General features: G+C 57.7%; 13 protein-coding genes. 6 read left to right on the forward strand and 7 right to left on the reverse strand.

What is annotated here, in order from left to right; translation table 11 throughout:
• Positions 1–353: 353 nt before the first annotated feature.
• The 6 genes from ACUTQY_RS07070 to ACUTQY_RS07095 all read left to right on the forward strand — a co-directional run bounded on the left by ACUTQY_RS07070 (position 354) and on the right by ACUTQY_RS07095 (position 7285).
• Complete coding sequence (locus ACUTQY_RS07070) at positions 354–887, forward strand: fimbrial protein (RefSeq protein WP_046686889.1); 534 nt, start codon at positions 354–356, stop codon at positions 885–887.
• An 89-nt stretch (positions 888–976) separates the two neighbouring features.
• Entirely contained in the window at positions 977–1699 is a 723-nt protein-coding gene (locus ACUTQY_RS07075; RefSeq protein WP_033642746.1) for a fimbrial biogenesis chaperone, read from the forward strand.
• Positions 1700–1719: 20 nt separating this feature from the next.
• Positions 1720–4251, forward strand: a complete 2532-nt coding sequence (locus tag ACUTQY_RS07080; protein WP_046686888.1) for a fimbria/pilus outer membrane usher protein — start codon at positions 1720–1722, stop codon at positions 4249–4251.
• A 27-nt stretch (positions 4252–4278) separates the two neighbouring features.
• Positions 4279–5619, forward strand: a complete 1341-nt coding sequence (locus ACUTQY_RS07085; protein ID WP_033642744.1) for a fimbrial protein — start codon at positions 4279–4281, stop codon at positions 5617–5619.
• Positions 5619–6368 (forward strand): fimbrial biogenesis chaperone, encoded by a 750-nt coding sequence (locus ACUTQY_RS07090; protein ID WP_046686887.1) that lies wholly within the window; start codon positions 5619–5621, stop codon positions 6366–6368. The genes ACUTQY_RS07085 and ACUTQY_RS07090 overlap by 1 nt, the downstream gene beginning before the upstream one ends.
• Positions 6369–6412: 44 nt before the next feature.
• A complete protein-coding gene (locus ACUTQY_RS07095) occupies positions 6413–7285 on the forward strand; it encodes a hypothetical protein (RefSeq protein ID WP_046686886.1) in 873 nt (290 codons plus the stop codon).
• 140 nt (positions 7286–7425) lie between these two features.
• Here the strand turns inward: ACUTQY_RS07095 and hutU are convergent, their stop codons facing one another.
• The 7 genes from hutU to ACUTQY_RS07130 all read right to left on the reverse strand — a co-directional run bounded on the left by hutU (position 7426) and on the right by ACUTQY_RS07130 (position 15876).
• On the reverse strand, positions 7426–9120 hold the full coding sequence (gene hutU / locus ACUTQY_RS07100) for a urocanate hydratase (RefSeq protein WP_046686885.1): 1695 nt from the start codon (positions 9118–9120) through the stop codon (positions 7426–7428).
• A 79-nt stretch (positions 9121–9199) separates the two neighbouring features.
• Positions 9200–10612, reverse strand: coding sequence for a UbiD family decarboxylase (locus tag ACUTQY_RS07105; RefSeq protein WP_052752687.1), 1413 nt, complete (start codon positions 10610–10612; stop codon positions 9200–9202).
• A 12-nt stretch (positions 10613–10624) separates the two neighbouring features.
• On the reverse strand, positions 10625–11857 hold the full coding sequence (locus ACUTQY_RS07110) for an MFS transporter (RefSeq protein WP_046686884.1): 1233 nt from the start codon (positions 11855–11857) through the stop codon (positions 10625–10627).
• Between the two features lie 17 nt (positions 11858–11874).
• Complete coding sequence (locus ACUTQY_RS07115; protein ID WP_116286418.1) at positions 11875–13095, reverse strand: hypothetical protein; 1221 nt, start codon at positions 13093–13095, stop codon at positions 11875–11877.
• The gene (trpD, locus tag ACUTQY_RS07120; RefSeq protein ID WP_052752684.1) at positions 13055–14143 is read right to left on the reverse strand and encodes an anthranilate phosphoribosyltransferase; all 1089 of its coding nucleotides are present in this window, start codon (positions 14141–14143) and stop codon (positions 13055–13057) included. The genes ACUTQY_RS07115 and trpD overlap by 41 nt, the downstream gene beginning before the upstream one ends.
• Positions 14140–14754: a cysteine hydrolase family protein gene (locus ACUTQY_RS07125; protein ID WP_046686883.1), complete on the reverse strand. Its 615-nt coding sequence runs from the start codon at positions 14752–14754 to the stop codon at positions 14140–14142. The genes trpD and ACUTQY_RS07125 overlap by 4 nt, the downstream gene beginning before the upstream one ends.
• Positions 14755–14799: 45 nt before the next feature.
• Complete coding sequence (locus ACUTQY_RS07130) at positions 14800–15876, reverse strand: LLM class flavin-dependent oxidoreductase (protein WP_046686882.1); 1077 nt, start codon at positions 15874–15876, stop codon at positions 14800–14802.
• Positions 15877–16014 lie beyond the last annotated feature (138 nt).

The following is a 16014-nucleotide window of genomic DNA, read 5'->3' on the forward strand; positions in this document are numbered from 1 at the left end:
AATCATGCAACAGCCAGCGCTTTGATTAATACGCAAAAAAGGCATGAATGTTTCAAATTATTTCATTCACAAAAACTGACAATTCAATAAAAATGCAACGCAATGATATAGATCTATTTTCTATTTTGTATGATATAAGCGAAAATGAAAGCAAATGTAACAACAGGAGCCATCGCCTTATTGCCTTATTCAAAATATCTATAGGGAAAATTCTTAGTTTGTTAGGATGAAAATCCATGTTTGCCGACGCGTTTAAAAAACAATTGCGCAACATGATTAATCAACAACCGCACGTCAGTAAATTATTACTGTCAGGAAAGCTTTTCTCTAAAGTAAATTAAAGGGCATTTCACATGAATGTTAAATTAGTCGCATTATCCATGCTGACTCTCTCCGGCGCCTGTGCGGCCGCCTCGTCCAATACGGTGCAATTTAAAGGCGAAGTCAGCACGCAAACCTGTTCGGTGAATATTAACGGCAACCAATCCAACCCGGTTGTTCTGCTGCCGACCGTCGCCGCCAGCCAGCTCGCCACCAAAGGCGCCACCGCCGGCGACACCACCTTTACCGTTAACGTCACGGGCTGTGCGGCGGCAACCAGCGATACGGCGATCAAAACCGTGCTGGCGGGCAACAACCCGACAGTTAACGGCAACCTGGGCAACGCGGGCGATGCGGCCAAGGTTTCCATTCAACTGCTGGACAGCGACGCCACTACGCCGTTGTCATTCGCCAGCGGCTCTACCGTCACCACGTCGGCGATGACGCTGGCGAAAGACGCCACGTCCACCTCGCAGAACCTGGTGGCTCGCTACTACGCGGAAGATACCGGCGTAGCGGCCGGTTCGGTGATCGCCACCGCCCAGTTCGCCATTACCTACAGATAAGCCGGCGTCAGGCGCCATACCTGTTGATGACAGCGCCGTTCCTTAGCGGACGGCGCTGAATGACTCGCTCCCTTTATCGGTTCACGTTTATGCAGCAGATAACCCGTTACGCCCGCCGTTGGGCCGCCCTATCGTTTTGCCTGATGAGTTTTGCCGCCAGCTACGCGTCGGCCAGCGTCACGCTGCTCGGCAATCGCGTGATCTACCCCGCCGAGGCGCGGGAAAAAACGCTGCAATTCACCAATGACGACGGCGCCCCGGCGCTGATGCAGATCTGGCTCGATATCAATAACCCCAAGTCCACGCCGGAAAACGCCGACGCGCCTTTTGTCGCCTCGCCGCAAATCTTCCGCATGAATCCGCACAGCGGGCAGATGGTGCGGCTGTCGTTCGTCGGCCAGCCGCTGCCGCGCGATCGCGAATCGCTGTTCTACCTCAACTTCCTGCAGGTGCCCGCCGTGCGTCAGACGGACAGCGACAAGAACAAACTGCTGCTGGTGGTCACCAATCGCCTGAAAGTGTTCTATCGCCCGGCCGGGCTGGCCGGCGACGCCAATCACGTCATCGATAAGCTCAGCCTGCGCCAGGTCGGCAACGCGCTGCGCGTCGATAACCCGACCGGCTACTACGCCAACGTCAGCCAGGCCGCGATACTCAGCGGCGCAAAACGCACCGCGATCCCGCAGGCGGACCTGATCCCGCCGTTTTCGCAGGCCAGCTGGCCGGTGAACGGTGAGGTGCGGCAGATCGCGCTGCGCGTCATCAATGACTATGGGGTGGAAATCACACGCACCCTGAACGTCGCGCGCTGAAACCAGACAGGGAGGTTTTCATGTTCGATGCTCGCAAGGCGACGCCGCTTCCCGCACGCTGGTGTTGCGCGCTGCTGGCGCTGCCGCTGGGCTGCGCCGCCGCCGATGGCTACACCTTCGATCCCGCGCTGCTGCGCGGCAGCGTGCTGAGCAACAGCGCCCTGAGTCAATTCAACCAACAGGACGCCGTCGCCCCCGGCAGCTATCAGATCGATCTGTACCTCAACGGCCAGTTTCTCGAGCGCGATCAAATTCGTTTCGTGCGCGATGGCAAGCAGGTACTGCCCTGTTTCGATCGCGCGCAGCTGACGCGCTTCGGGCTGAAAAATCCGCCGTCGGCCGAAACGGCATGCCTGCTGCCCGGCCGGGATCTGAAGGACATCACGGTGAACGCCGATATCTCGCGGCTGCGCCTGGATCTGAGCATTCCGCAGGCGCTGTTGAACGGCCAGCCGCGCGGCAGCGTCAATCCCGCCAGCCTGGACGGCGGCGAATCGATGGTCTTCGTCAATTACAACCTCAACCAGTACCACGTCAGCTACCGACAGGGGCAAACCCGCGACCTCGACTCGACCTACGCCAACCTGAACGGCGGGTTCAACCTCGGGCTCTGGCGCTACCGCCAGCAATCCAGCTACCGCTACGATCGGGAGTTCGGCGGCCACCTGGACACCAGCCGCCGCTACGTGCAGCGCGCGATCTTGCCCTGGCGCAGCGAAATGCTGCTGGGCGAAGGCTTTACCGACGGGCACTTCTTTTCCGGCCTGGGCTTTCGCGGCATTCAGCTCAGCTCGGACGATCGCATGCTGCCGGATTCACAGCGCGGCTATGCGCCGGTGGTGCGCGGCGTGGCGAAAAGCAACGCGCGCGTGACGGTGCTGCAGGGTAAAAGCACGCTGTACGAAACCACCGTGGCGCCGGGGCCGTTCGCCATCAACGATCTGTACGCCACCAACTACGCCGGCGATCTGACCGTGGTGGTGACCGAGGCCGACGGCAGCGTCAGCACCTTCACCGTGCCGTTCGCCGCGGTGCCGGAATCCATCCGCCCCGGCCAGTCGCGCTACTCCGCCATCGTCGGCCGTTCCCGCTACGTCGGCGATAACGACCTGTTCAGCGAGCTGACCTGGCAACACGGCCTGACCAACGCCCTGACCTTCAACGTCGGCAACCAGCTGGCGGACGGCTATCAGGCGATGATGCTGGGCGGCGTGTACAGCAGCGAACTGGGCGCCTTCGGCATGGACACCACCTATTCCCACGCCAGCCTGCCGGACGGCGGCGCCTCAGGCTGGATGCTGCATCTCTCTTACAGCCGAACCTTCAGCCCGACGGACACCACCTTATCCATCGCCGGCTACCGTTACTCCACCGAAGGCTTCCGCGATCTCAGCGACGTGCTCGGCGTGCGGCGCGCCGCCGTCACCGGCCAACGCTGGCAGTCCGATTCCTACCGCCAGCGTTCGCGTTTCGAGGTGGCCGTCAATCAGGGCATGGGCGCGTTCGGCAGCCTGACGATGTCCGGCTCGACCCAGGACTACCGCGATCAGCGCGGCCGCGACAATCAGCTCCAGCTGGGCTGGGGGAAAACCTTTGGCAACGGCGTGGCGCTTAACCTCTCCGTCACCCGCACCCGCAGTCTGGGCTACAGCAACGGCGACTATCGCGGCTACGGGCCGTTGGATAACGTCTACAGCGCGCCGCTGGCGCAGAACACGCAAACCGTCACCGCCCTGTCGCTCAGCTTCCCGCTCGGGCGTTCGTCATCCGCCCCCAGCGTCTCGCTGCTGGCCAACCACAGCCAAGGTCAGGGCGGCAACTATCAGGCTGCGCTGTCGGGCAGCGTCGGCGACGAACAGCCGGTCAGCTACGGTCTGAACTTCACCACCGACGACGATCGCCAACAAAGCATCTGGGGCGGCAACCTGCAAACCCGCCTGCCTTACGCCAACGTCACCGGCTCGTTCTCCACCGCGCGCCAGTATCGACAAGGCTCACTGTCGCTGCAGGGCGCGGTGGTGGCGCACCGCGGCGGCGTGACATTAGGGCCGTATGTCGGTGATACCTTCGCCCTGATAGAGGCGCCCGGCGCCAACGGCGCGCAGGTGATGGGCGGCCAAGGCGCGCGCGTCGATCGCTTCGGCTATGCGCTGGCGCCGGCGCTGGTGCCCTATCACTACAACACCGTCGCGCTGAACCCCGAGGGCATGAATGATAAAGCGGAACTGGAGGACGGCCAGCAACGCGTCGCCCCGTACGCCGGCGCCACGGTGCGCCTGCGCTTCAACACCGTGCGCGGCCAGGCGCTGCTGATTACCGCACAGCGTCCCGACAACGCGCCGATCCCGATGGGCGCCAACGTGTTGGACAACGCGGGCAACAGCGTAGGCATGGTTGGCCAGGCCAATCAGGTGTATCTGCGCAGCGACCGGAATGCCGGCACGCTGACGCTGAACTGGGGCGACGTGCCCGGCCAGCAGTGCACGCTGCACTATCGCCTGCCCCCCGCGGAAGACAGCCCGATTCAGCGGCTCAGCGCTCCGTGCCGCTAACCCGTTTAACTTATCTCAGGAGAGACGATGAAACGCATTTCTTATCTGGTCGCCGCCCCGGCGCTGTTCGCCCTGTCGCTGTTCGGCGCGCCCGCGGCGCTGGCGCAATGCACGCGCGTCGCCCCCTGGATCGACTCTGGCTGCGATCCTTGCGGGGTGGGCACGGCGCTGGGTCGGGTCAACCTGACCAGCACCTATCTGCAGCCCGTCGGCACGCCGCTGGGCACCAGCGTGTTCGATCTGACCTCTGGCACCCGCTATCCCGACCCAAACAAGGTGCTGTATGAATGCGATGCCGGCGATGTTGGGCAAATTTATGAAGTCTTCGCCACCAACGGCGACGATCGCGTCGGCGGCTATTACGATCTGGGCGCCAGGGACGGCAACCCCAACTATTACGCCACCTACTTCCCTTACGTCGGCATTCGTTTGACCCATCTGGATTCCGGCAAGGTTTTTACCCGTTACTGGCAGTCGGCGCCGATTACCCGCTACGCCACCGTCGGCAGCAAAATTCAGATCCGGGTGAAAGATTTCAGCGCCATCCGTGCCGACCTGATCCGCATCAGTTCGCTGCCGGGCGCGGGCGCCAGCAACTACTGTGGCTACAGCGCCGGCAACCCGCTGGTGGGTATGGCCTCGACCACCGGCAATTCGAACTATACCTGCACGCAGCCGAACGGCTATGTCACCTTTCAGGGGCCCGGCATCGCCTCGGATCCTATCGGCAGCGACTCCGCCACCAACTACGCCACCTGGGGCACTGGGCGCTGGAACGCGATGGGCATGGGCACCGCACCGATCTCTTCGCTGACCTATACCGCCACCTGCGTGGCGCGCAACGTCACGCCGCTGGTGATCCTGCCGACCCTCTCCGTCAGCCAACTGACCGCCGGGCAAACCTCGCAGGCGCAGTTCACCCTCAATATCGAATGCGACAACGCCGCCGTGTCCGGCGTCAGCAGCAACAATACCGCCCTCGGCCTGCAGGTGCCGTATGAAAGCTATGTCGCGGCGCAGCGGCTCGGGTTGGTCAGCGCCAACGGCGGCGTAAGTTACCTGCTCTCCAGCGGCTACGGCACCGACAGCAGCGTCGCCACCGGCGTGGGCATCGCGCTCGCCAACGCTGGCAACGGCGCGCCGATGAACTTTGTCGGCTGGGCGCGCTGCAGCGCCGGGCAATGCCCGCAGGGCAGCGACGCAGGCTGGTATCCGGTGCTCAACGGCGCCAGCGGCGGCGGCAGCACCGCGGCGGGGTTTACCCACTACACCACCCAGCTCACCGCCACGCTCGCCCGGCTGCCTGGCCAGACCGTCACCGCCGGCAAGGTGGATGCCAGGGCCTACGTCTGGGTTAAGGTGCAATGATGAGAAAGAAATACCTGATTATGGGATGCGCCCTGCTGCTGGCGCTGGCCTCCATCGGCGCGCAGGCGGGCATCATCGCCTCCGCCACGCGGGTGATCTTTCACGAGGGCGAGACGGAAAAAACCCTGATGCTGCTCAACACCAACGGCTACCCGATCGTGGCGCAAACCTGGGTCGATAACGGTGACGTCAACGCCGCCCCCGAACTGTCTCGCGCGCCGTTTGTCGCCCTGCCCAGCGTATTCGCCCTGCAGCCTTCGGCGCTGAAAGGGCTGCGGATCCTGTTTGCCGGCGCGAACCTGCCCGCCGACAGAGAGTCGGTGTTCTGGCTTAACCTGTATGAGATCCCGCCCACCCGGCCGACCACGCCGCCGCTGGCGTCGCGCGTGACGCTGGCGATGAATACCCAGATGAAAATCTTCTACCGGCCCAGGGCGCTGAAGGGAAAAGCCGAAAACGCGGCCGAGGCCGTCTCATTCACGCTGCAAAAATCGCCGGACGGTTATCTGCTGCGCTGTCAAAACCGATCGGCGTTTTATCTCTCGTTCGCGCGTATCGCCGTGCACGCCGACAGACGCGATTATCCGGTGCGGCAAGAAAGCGACATGATGACCGCGCCATTCAGCTCGCGGGATTATCACCTCGACGGCGTTTCGGCATCCGCGCTCCCCTCTCGGGCCACCGTTCAGGCCACCCTCATCAACGACCAGGGCCAGCAGATCGTCAAGCCATACACAGCAAACCCATAACGATAAAAAGCAGCGCATTTTTTTAAGTACAGGAAATAGGGAAAATGAGTCTAAGCAGATTCCAGCTACAGTTTCATCTGGAGAAACAGGCCAACAACATCAGGCAGTCAGCGGCGTTTCACACCGCCATCGTCAAACACGGGGAATTATTGAGGGAGACCTACAAGAAGCATCCGCTGTTTTACAAAATCATTTTCAGGAACAGCCGGTTCATCATCTGCTCCACCATCCTGTCCATTTATTACCACCAGCCCGCCGCCGCGCTGAAAGACATCAAAGCCTTTTTCAAAGGGAAGAATATGATCAGCGAGAACTCCCTGGATTCCTTTCTGTTCTTTTTACGGGTCGGGCGCCGGCTGGAGGTCAAACCCTGCGAGCATGACAAACGCCAGTTGCGCTATAAACCTACGCCGCACGCGCTGGCGGAAACTCAGGCGCTGATCGCCTCAATGGCGCGGCCTTATCAGGCGCTGGCGCCACAGATGCCCATCGCGGCGCTGCTGGCGGCGCCCGACTTTCTGCCCACCTTTTTCGCCGCCTACGGGCAACTGATGCTCAAGGAGATCTACCTGATCGACCTGGTGCCACAGTCCGGGCTGTTTATCAGCAAAGACGCCGGCCACATGGTGTTGTTGATGCTGTTTATCGAAAGCATCCGACAGGACTCCCCCTTTCTGCTGCTCTCCTCGGCGAAAATCGCCAAGTCGTGTTCCGTCTCTCGCGCTCACGTGAACCGCATTCTGCAGGCGGCGGAAAAATCCGGCCTGCTGGCCACCACCAATAATGTGGTGATCGAACTCAACAGTTCGTTTTTCATCATGGCGGAGCGTTATTTCAGTCTCTATTTCGCGATGGTCGAATTCGGGCTTGAACACGTTTGGCAAAACTGGCAAGAAGGCCAGACAGCAAAACCGTAAGTTGACGCCAAGACTAAATCGTCACATGCCCAGAGGTGAAATACTCACAAGACAGGCAATACGGTGTAAAAATCATCCTATAGAGAAATAGCGGTTCTACCTTATAAGAACCGCTATAAAGCCTCAATATGCTCTTATTCTCAAAGCATCGGCAGTTTCAATCCAAATCTTTTCGCGGCAGCAACGGCTTGCTCATAGCCAGCATCGGCATGGCGCATCACGCCGGAACTGCAGTCGTTGACCAACACCCGAGCAAGCCGCCGGTCAGCCTCCTCACTGCCATCGCACACGATCACCATTCCCGAATGCTGCGAATATCCCATCCCCACACCGCCACCATGATGCAAACTCACCCAGGTAGCGCCGCCCGCAGTATTGAGCAATGCATTCAGCAACGGCCAATCGGAAACGGCATCGGTTCCATCCTTCATGCTTTCGGTTTCACGATTGGGGCTGGCGACAGAGCCAGTATCCAGATGATCTCGGCCGATAACAACCGGTGCGCTAAGCTCCCCTCTACGCACCATCTCGTTGAAAGCCAGGCCTGCCAGATGACGCTCGCCCAACCCCAACCAACAGATACGCGCCGGCAATCCCTGGAAAGCAATGCGCTCACGCGCCATATCCAGCCAACGATGGATATGCTGGTTTTCAGGAAACAGCGCTTTAACCTTGGCGTCCGTTTTGTAGATATCTTCCGGATCGCCAGATAACGCCACCCAGCGAAACGGCCCTTTGCCCTCGCAAAACAGGGGGCGAATATAAGCCGGTACGAAGCCAGGAAAATCGAAAGCATTTTCCACGCCCATATCGCGTGCGACCTGGCGAATATTGTTACCGTAATCAACAGCCGGCACACCCATGTCAACGAAATCAAGCATTGCCTGCACATGAATGGCGCAGCTAGCAGCTGCGGCGTCAGCCAACCTGGCATGCTGCCCCGGATCGCGTTGCGCTGCTTTCCACTGCGCCACGCTCCATCCCACCGGCAAATAACCGTGGATCAGGTCGTGCGCAGACGTCTGATCGGTAACCAGATCGGGTCGGATGCCGCCTGCACGCGCGCGTTTGACCAGTTCAGGCAACACCTCTGCGGCATTGCCTAGCAGGCCTATAGAAACCGCCTGTCCGGCCGCCGTGTGCGCCTTGATCAAGGCGATAGCTTCATCCAGATCTTTTGCCTGTTTATCGAGATAGCGCGTACGCAAACGAAAATCCAGGCTACTCTGCTGACACTCTATATTCAACGAAACCGCGCCGGCCAATGTCGCCGCTAACGGCTGCGCCCCGCCCATCCCCCCCAGCCCGGCGGTGAGGATCCAGCGTCCGGTCAGATCCCCGCCATAGTGCTGGCGGCCCGCTTCGGCAAACGTTTCAAACGTACCCTGCACAATGCCCTGGCTACCGATGTAGATCCAACTACCGGCAGTCATTTGCCCGTACATGAACAATCCCTTGCGATCAAGCTCGCTGAAGTGTTCCCAATTGGCCCACTGTGGAACCAAATTAGAATTGGCGATTAACACTCGGGGAGCATCAGTATGGGTGCGGAATACTCCAACCGGTTTTCCGGATTGAACCAACAGAGTTTCGTCTTCATTGAGCGCTTTAAGTGAGGCCAAAATCTGATCGTAACATTGCCAATTGCGCGCAGCGCGACCGATACCGCCATACACAACCAGCCCTTGCGGGTTTTCGGCGACGTCGGGATCCAGATTATTTTGAATCATTCGATAGGCCGCCTCGGTCAGCCAATTTTTGCAGGTCAATTCGTTGCCCCTGGGGGCACAAATAGTCCGGGTGGAATCGAAACGAGGATCGAGAGTATTCGTCATGGTTTGTCTCCTTCAACATGACAGACATCATGGTTCGCCAGCCTGGTCAGGCAGGCTGCAGAAAGGCGTACCGCTCACATTAAAACGCCCGTTGAAAACGCCGCCGAGAGCTAAAAGGAACCGTACAATCAACGACGCATTTATTGACGAGCCCATTCGCATCACTCCCGCCATAGAGCGGCAATTGCGAGGGATCAAGGGAAGTGCCGGGCAGCAAAGCGCTGACATGAATATCGCGTTCAAGTCGGGCGCGCGTACTCATAGCCCAGAGGACATCACGCTCCGAATAAGGGTCAACATCCTCATCCACCAGTAACACATTTTTGAGTGACGGCACCTCACCGAGCAATCTCTTGGCTGCGTCGATAACGCGCAGGTCATCACTGCAAGCGCGTTTAACGACTTGCAATACGGTAAGCAAGTGACCGCCGCCGGAAGGCAGAGCCGCGACGCGACAAAACAGCCTCTCAAGCCCCTCTGTTTTTAGTCGGGCGAGCAGCGAACACTCTTGGCCTAAACCAAGCAGAATGGATTGCTCCACACCAGGACCCGACAGCGTCTGATATATCGCCCCGGCGCGGTGGCTTACCGCCTGAACCTGCAGTGTTGTGGCCATACCACATGGCGAGCGATAACCGAGATACTCAGGTAAGGAAAAACCGGCCACCTCCGCTGTCTCCGGTTCTTTTTCCGCCCCCAACATCCCTTCTATAACGATCTCGGCATGGGCGATATATCGCCCCGTATTGGCGTGACATGGCGCAATCTCCACCGCATTGCCGCGCAGGGCCCCCGCAACGCCTAACTCGTCGCTACCGTAAGAAAGACAAGGCCGAGTCAATGTCGAAGCCAGATAAATGGCCGGATCAAGCCCGATATTGACGGAAATCGGCAGTAGCTCTCCGCGCGCCAGATGTGTCGAAAGCATGTGTTGCAAGTGACCACGAGAGTCAATCGCCACCACCGCCGAATCCTCTTTGAAGGTAATTCGGTGGTAAGAACAATTCGCGGCTCCGGTTCGATTATCGTGCGCATAGATCAACCCCAACGTCACCGTCGGCCCAGGATCATCTTGCAGATAACGTAGAATCGGCAACAAAGCCAGGATTTCAGCAGGCTTACGCACGTTGTGAAAGTTGCGTTCCTCCCCGCCCAGTAATCTGGGCGCTATCGGCCTACTCGCCGCCTGCAACAACAACTGAGCATTTGATATGTCTGCGGAGTAACGTCCGAAGGGATCCAAAAACAGCCTGCAACGACGGCGATTACCAAACATCCCCATCAAAACGGGAAACTCGCCCCGCGTTGGTCGTCGATAAAGCCGTAACGGTTGCTCATCGGCAAACCAGGAACCGCCAGGCTGGCGATAGGCATCGAGAAAATCTTCAATCATCTCCACCTCGGGAGAAATCGATCTCTCCACCGGGGTAATCTCATCCCCTGCTTGCCGCAACAACGCCAAGGCAGAGCGCAAGTCATTAGGCAATAGCATTTGACTCCTCCCTCATCCCATCCGGGAAGTACAGCGAGAAGCCAAGACGATCCCCAACGCAGACAACAGCGCCGCCATGCCGGCCAACGCAATAGACAACGTGTAACTCTGATACAGGTCATACAGCCAACCGGCGGCGCTGCCCCCGCCAACGGCGGCGATCCCCACGGCGATATACAATGCCCCCAGAATGGCGCCCAGATTGGCGGTGCCGAACCATGTACTGGCCACTGCCGGGTACAGCGCAATACAGCCGCCGTTGGCCGCGCCGAACAACAGCGCGAAAATCGCCAGCGCGGTAAAGCTGTGCGCCACACTCCAAAAACCGCATAACAGGGCCAAACTCAACGTGACGATAACCAAAAAACGCCGCGCGCCCAGACGGTCGCCTATTCGTCCCAAAACCAGACGGCCGCCGATATTGCCCACGCCGATCAAACCGATGAGCAGATTGGCTTGTGTTACATGCAGCCCCTGTTGCTGCGCATAAGGATTGATATGAACCAACGCCAGGAACAGTCCGATAGAGCCGAAAAATATCGCGATAAAAAACCACCAAAATTGAGCTCGGCCAGCGGCCTCTCGCAGCGTGACGCTACCGCTGAAGCCTGGACGCTGCATTGAGGTCACCTCAACGGGACGAAGCCCATCGGGATATTCGCCCACGTCCTCTGGCCGGCCTCGTAAAATGAAGGCGGCAGCCAACCCCAACACGGCGATAGCGACGGCATACACTTGCAGAGTGCTTTGCCAGGACAAATGTCGCATCAGCCCACCGGCCACCATCGGCCCCACCAGCGTTCCCAAGCCGGTGCCAGCCAGCGCCAGGCCGGAAGCCGAGCTGCGATGAACGACGAACCAGCGTTGAATGGTTGAAACAGCCGGCACGTAAACCAATCCGACGCCAACCCCTACCAACAGGCAAAACGTGAGCAAAAACGCCGTCAGTGACGACGCCAGCAGGCTACTGCCGAAGAATCCCAGCGAAAGCAGTAAAATACCAATGCCGGTTACCGTCCTTACCGAAGTACGATCGCTCCAGGCACCGGAAAATACCCCAACGGCATAGTAAATTAACGCCGTCAGCGAGAAGATTGAGGCGGTAGAAAAACGCCCTGCGTCAAAGTTCGTCTGTAATGCAGTAAAAAATGCCCCGAATGAGTAAGCAGCGCCAAAAATAACCGCCAGTAAAAGATGAACGGCACCGACCATGTACCAACCGCGGAATTTTCTTTCCTTGACCATCACAGCCTCCTTTTTATTTAATAATTAACGCCGACAACGACCGAATGCTCGCCGCTCACATCCACTTCAATAAGCGATTGCACCGAGATCCCCGTCGCCTCGAACACGCGCCTGGCTCCACCATAATTGCGTTTTTCCACCACACATAAGATGCCTGATACATCAGCCCCTGCTTTCCGCACTGCACAAACCAACCCCACCAATGTTCCGCCAGTGCTGATGAGATCGTCCACGATATAAACGTTATCGCCGGGCTCCACGCCGTTCAAAAAGAGGCTGCCGCCGGTATATTCGCAATCGAAATCAACCTTAACCTGTCCTTCAAGACCGGATGGGTACCAGCGGGCAATGCCGTATGACAGGCCTGAAAGCAGCGAAACGGCAGCCAATAAACCGCCTCCTTTGTCTTCCTCCCCCACCAGCTTGGTTCCCGGCGGAAATTGCGCCGCATCGCAGACTCGCCTGGCTGCTTCACGCAAGAGTTCAGCCGGGGTTGCCGGGATCTGTTCCGTCAGAGCATTCAACAAAAACCGCCGCCCCTGAATCTCCACCAAAGGCTGCCGATCAAAAGACGCCTTGAGGATGTCCTCTTGCCCACTCTCAGCCGGCGCCTGCACGCGAAGGCGATCGGCATAGGCGACAGCGTCAAAAAAGGTTTGGAGTCGCACAGGGTCCTTACGGCGCGCGGACCGAGAGACGCCAGAACAGACATCAATGGCCGTGGGGAAACAATGCTGAATCAGATGGCTGACATTGCCGGCATGCAGTCCACCCGCAACAATTACCGGCCGCGCAAATGTTTTGTTTTTCAACAAACTCCAATCGAATGGCTTTCCAGAACCGCCGCTCAGCCCCTCGACCTGTGTGTCCAATAGGTATGCACTAACCTGATAGTCGTTTATCCTGTCCAGAGCCAAAGTGCTTTCGAGATGGAAACTTTTAATGACCGGGACATCAAATGCCTGGCAATACTCATTCGTTTCGTCACCCTGAAGCTGAATCGCTGCCAGGCCGCAATAACATATAATGTTTTGCACCCATTCCCTGGGTTCATTGACAAACACGCCGACCACCTGAGTAAAAGGCGGCAATCGTTCAATGATCGAACGGGCTTCGTCGGGCGAAACCTGACGTGGACTTTGTGAAAAAATGAACCCCAATGCATTGGCCCCCGCGTTTAATGCCGCCAGAGCATCCTCAAGGTGCGTGATGCCGCAGACTTTCACTCTCGTTCTCATTCATCGTCTCCTTGAATCGTTTAAGAACCTGATACGCCCGCCCGTTATCCAATACTTGCCGCACGAGTTTCGCCGCCTCGCCAAAGGAGCGCGTCTTGCCGGCCAACACCAGCGCCGTCGCGGCGCTCACTATAGTCGCGTTGCGATAGGTCCCCCGCTCGCCGTTAAGCACTGCCAGGCAGATTTTCGCGTTACGCTCCGCAGACCCCCCTCGCAGCGCCCGTAATTCACAGGCAGGGACCTCAAAATCATCCGGCTGCACGGAAAACCGACCTATACAGCCATCACTTACACACAGGACCTGGGTTTCTCCCAGGCAACTGACTTCATCCAAATCTCCGGCACCATGTACGATAAAAGCCGTCACCTTGCCCAACCTCACCAGCGCCTCAGCCATGGGATACAAAAGCGAAGCATGCGCAACGCCTATCAGTTGGTGCGTCACGTTAGCAGGATGAACCAACGACCCACTCAGATTAAACAGGCTACGAACACCCAAAGCGCGCCGTACAGCAGTCAGCCGTTCAGGAAACGCATACCAAGACGAAGTAGAGAGAAACGCGAAGTTGCTCGTTGCCAACGATCGCCGCAGCCACGCTTCATCACCCTTGCGCGAAACATCAATGCCCAACGCCGACATCATGTCGCTGCTGCCGCTGACGCTGGTCACGCGACTATTGCCATGCTTGATCACTGGCACGCCAGTTGCGGCCACAACCAAGGCTGCCGTGGTGGAAATATTGAAGGTCCCGCTCCGGTCTCCTCCAGTACCACCGATATTCAACGTAAGCGGCAAACCGCTTACCAATGGCCGGCAACGTGCCGCTATTGCGTCAACCGCACCGGCGATCTCATCAGCGGACTCGCCCTTTTGTGCCATAGCGACGAGCAACGCGCCGATCTGCATATCATCCAATTGCTGTCCCAGCATGGCCTGGACCAGATCTCGGGTCTGTTCCCGGCTCAAGCTAAGCCGTTTTTCAACCAAGATTTGCAAGACGTTTCTGAATCGCTCTTCCAGCGGTTTTATCGACAGCGTTGCGTTCATGTTTCCTCCAATCCCACCCGCAAGAGATTCATAACCTCAGTCAAACTCTGAATACTGCCAAATACATAACCGATGTTCTCAAGCGCCGCCTCATGTCGCACTTGACGCGTCCCCGCGACGCACTCGCGCGGCACTATGACGCGATAATCTAATTGCATGGCGTCCTGAGCAGTCGCACGAACACAAACATCCGTGGCAACACCGGTCAGAACGACGGTATCTACTCCCATCCCACGCAGCAGAAGATCCAGGTCGGTGGCGAAGAACGCACTGTAACGGCGTTTGATTAATACCTGATCGCCAACCTGTGGAGATAAATCTGCGATGATCTCAACGCCACGACTCCCTTCGAGGCAATGAAGTGTCTCGCCGTAGTCAAGCTCCCGGCCGAAGTCCACACGGTTGACGCGGTGACTTTCCTGGGTATAGATCACCGGGATGCCCGCACCGCGCGCAAAGCTCAACAAAACTTGAAGCGACGCGATAATCTCCCGCCCTCCTTCGCAAGGAACAGGACCATCTTCATCCAGAAAGTCGTATTGCATGTCGATCACCAAAACGGCAAATCGACGTGTCCGATTGGGGGGCTGAGTTGCTTTTTGACGTTGCATCTTTCTCTCCATGAATGACCGCACGGTGCCGATATTCGGTCTGGGTCAGGCGAAATACGTCGTGACGAGCTCTTGCAATGCGCGATGGCTTTCACGTACGGGTTTCAATTCATCCAAATGATCGAACCCCATGACATGCAACACACCGAATCCGCCAGACAGCGATTGCATTTCTTCTATGCGTTCACGTACCGTCTCCGGCGATCCAAGGAGCCAGCAATGCTTGGCGCAATACTCGACGGTGACTTCACTGTCGGGTACATCCGGGTGATGTTTGAACAAACCAAGCGCCTTGTTGCCGGCGATCATCGGCAAGTAATCCTCACGAAAGTAACGTCCCATTTCGCCTTCGACAGCAAGCCGCCATGCTTGCGCATCTGTGTCGGCGATCAGAATAGGACGACTGACACGCCATGTATCCCTGGCCGGAGGAACCCTTCCATTCAATGCGGCGCCCTCTTCAACAACTTGCCAATGGGTATGGAGATACTGCGGCGTAAAACAAAAGCTGATAGGGATCCAGCCATTACGACCGGCAATCTTTAACGTCGAGGATGAAGGTGAAAGGCCGGTCACGCCTACTGGCGGATGGGGTGATTGATAGGGCTTGAGGTGATAACCGGAGGTTTTATCCCACTGATCCGCCGGCCGACGCGCTGTCCAATACTTACCTTTAAATTCGAATGGCCCATCGCTATTCCAAAATCGCATCATGATCGCTATCGATTCTGCCGTCATCTCCCGATGCACACCCGACTTATGATCTATGTCGAACATGTCGAGATCCAACGTGGTACCGCTGGCGCCAATTCCCACCATTAATCGCCCCTTCGATATATGATCCAGCCAACAAATGCGATGAGCCAACTCGGCTGGATGATGAAACGGCAGCATAAAGGCGCCCGGCGCCAATTTTATGCGCTCAGTCTGCAAAATGGCTTGAGCGATGAGCAAATCTGGAGAAGGGCACGGTTCAGCCGGCATCGTATAATGCTCGCCAATCCAAGCCTCATCAAAACCGATTTTGTCCAAAAACCTCAAGGTATCAAGATCGTGGTAATGCCCATCGTGCAACGAGCGATAACGCGGATGTGCCGGCATTAAAAATGCGCCAAGTTTCATGTTCGATTATCTCCTTGAAGCGTAAAATCCCGATTGGCACGTGATATACGGCAAATTGACATTCAACCCATCAATTTCATTCAAATTAAAAATGAATTAATGCTTAGACATTATTAAGTCGTAAAATTAAACACCTGA

The organism is Serratia sp. TSA_130.1 (assembly GCF_052691795.1).

Excerpts from the sequence above, each read along its gene's own strand:
- ACUTQY_RS07070 (WP_046686889.1), top strand. The coding sequence starts at position 354 with ATGAATGTTAAATTAGTCGCATTATCCATGCTGACTCTCTCCGGCGCC.
- ACUTQY_RS07075 (WP_033642746.1), top strand. The coding sequence starts at position 977 with ATGCAGCAGATAACCCGTTACGCCCGCCGTTGGGCCGCCCTATCGTTT.
- ACUTQY_RS07080 (WP_046686888.1), top strand. The coding sequence starts at position 1,720 with ATGTTCGATGCTCGCAAGGCGACGCCGCTTCCCGCACGCTGGTGTTGC.
- ACUTQY_RS07085 (WP_033642744.1), top strand. The coding sequence starts at position 4,279 with ATGAAACGCATTTCTTATCTGGTCGCCGCCCCGGCGCTGTTCGCCCTG.
- ACUTQY_RS07090 (WP_046686887.1), top strand. The coding sequence starts at position 5,619 with ATGAGAAAGAAATACCTGATTATGGGATGCGCCCTGCTGCTGGCGCTG.
- ACUTQY_RS07095 (WP_046686886.1), top strand. The coding sequence starts at position 6,413 with ATGAGTCTAAGCAGATTCCAGCTACAGTTTCATCTGGAGAAACAGGCC.
- hutU (WP_046686885.1), bottom strand. The coding sequence starts at position 9,120 with ATGACGAATACTCTCGATCCTCGTTTCGATTCCACCCGGACTATTTGT.
- ACUTQY_RS07105 (WP_052752687.1), bottom strand. The coding sequence starts at position 10,612 with ATGCTATTGCCTAATGACTTGCGCTCTGCCTTGGCGTTGTTGCGGCAA.
- ACUTQY_RS07110 (WP_046686884.1), bottom strand. The coding sequence starts at position 11,857 with ATGGTCAAGGAAAGAAAATTCCGCGGTTGGTACATGGTCGGTGCCGTT.
- ACUTQY_RS07115 (WP_116286418.1), bottom strand. The coding sequence starts at position 13,095 with ATGAGAACGAGAGTGAAAGTCTGCGGCATCACGCACCTTGAGGATGCT.
- trpD (WP_052752684.1), bottom strand. The coding sequence starts at position 14,143 with ATGAACGCAACGCTGTCGATAAAACCGCTGGAAGAGCGATTCAGAAAC.
- ACUTQY_RS07125 (WP_046686883.1), bottom strand. The coding sequence starts at position 14,754 with ATGCAACGTCAAAAAGCAACTCAGCCCCCCAATCGGACACGTCGATTT.
- ACUTQY_RS07130 (WP_046686882.1), bottom strand. The coding sequence starts at position 15,876 with ATGAAACTTGGCGCATTTTTAATGCCGGCACATCCGCGTTATCGCTCG.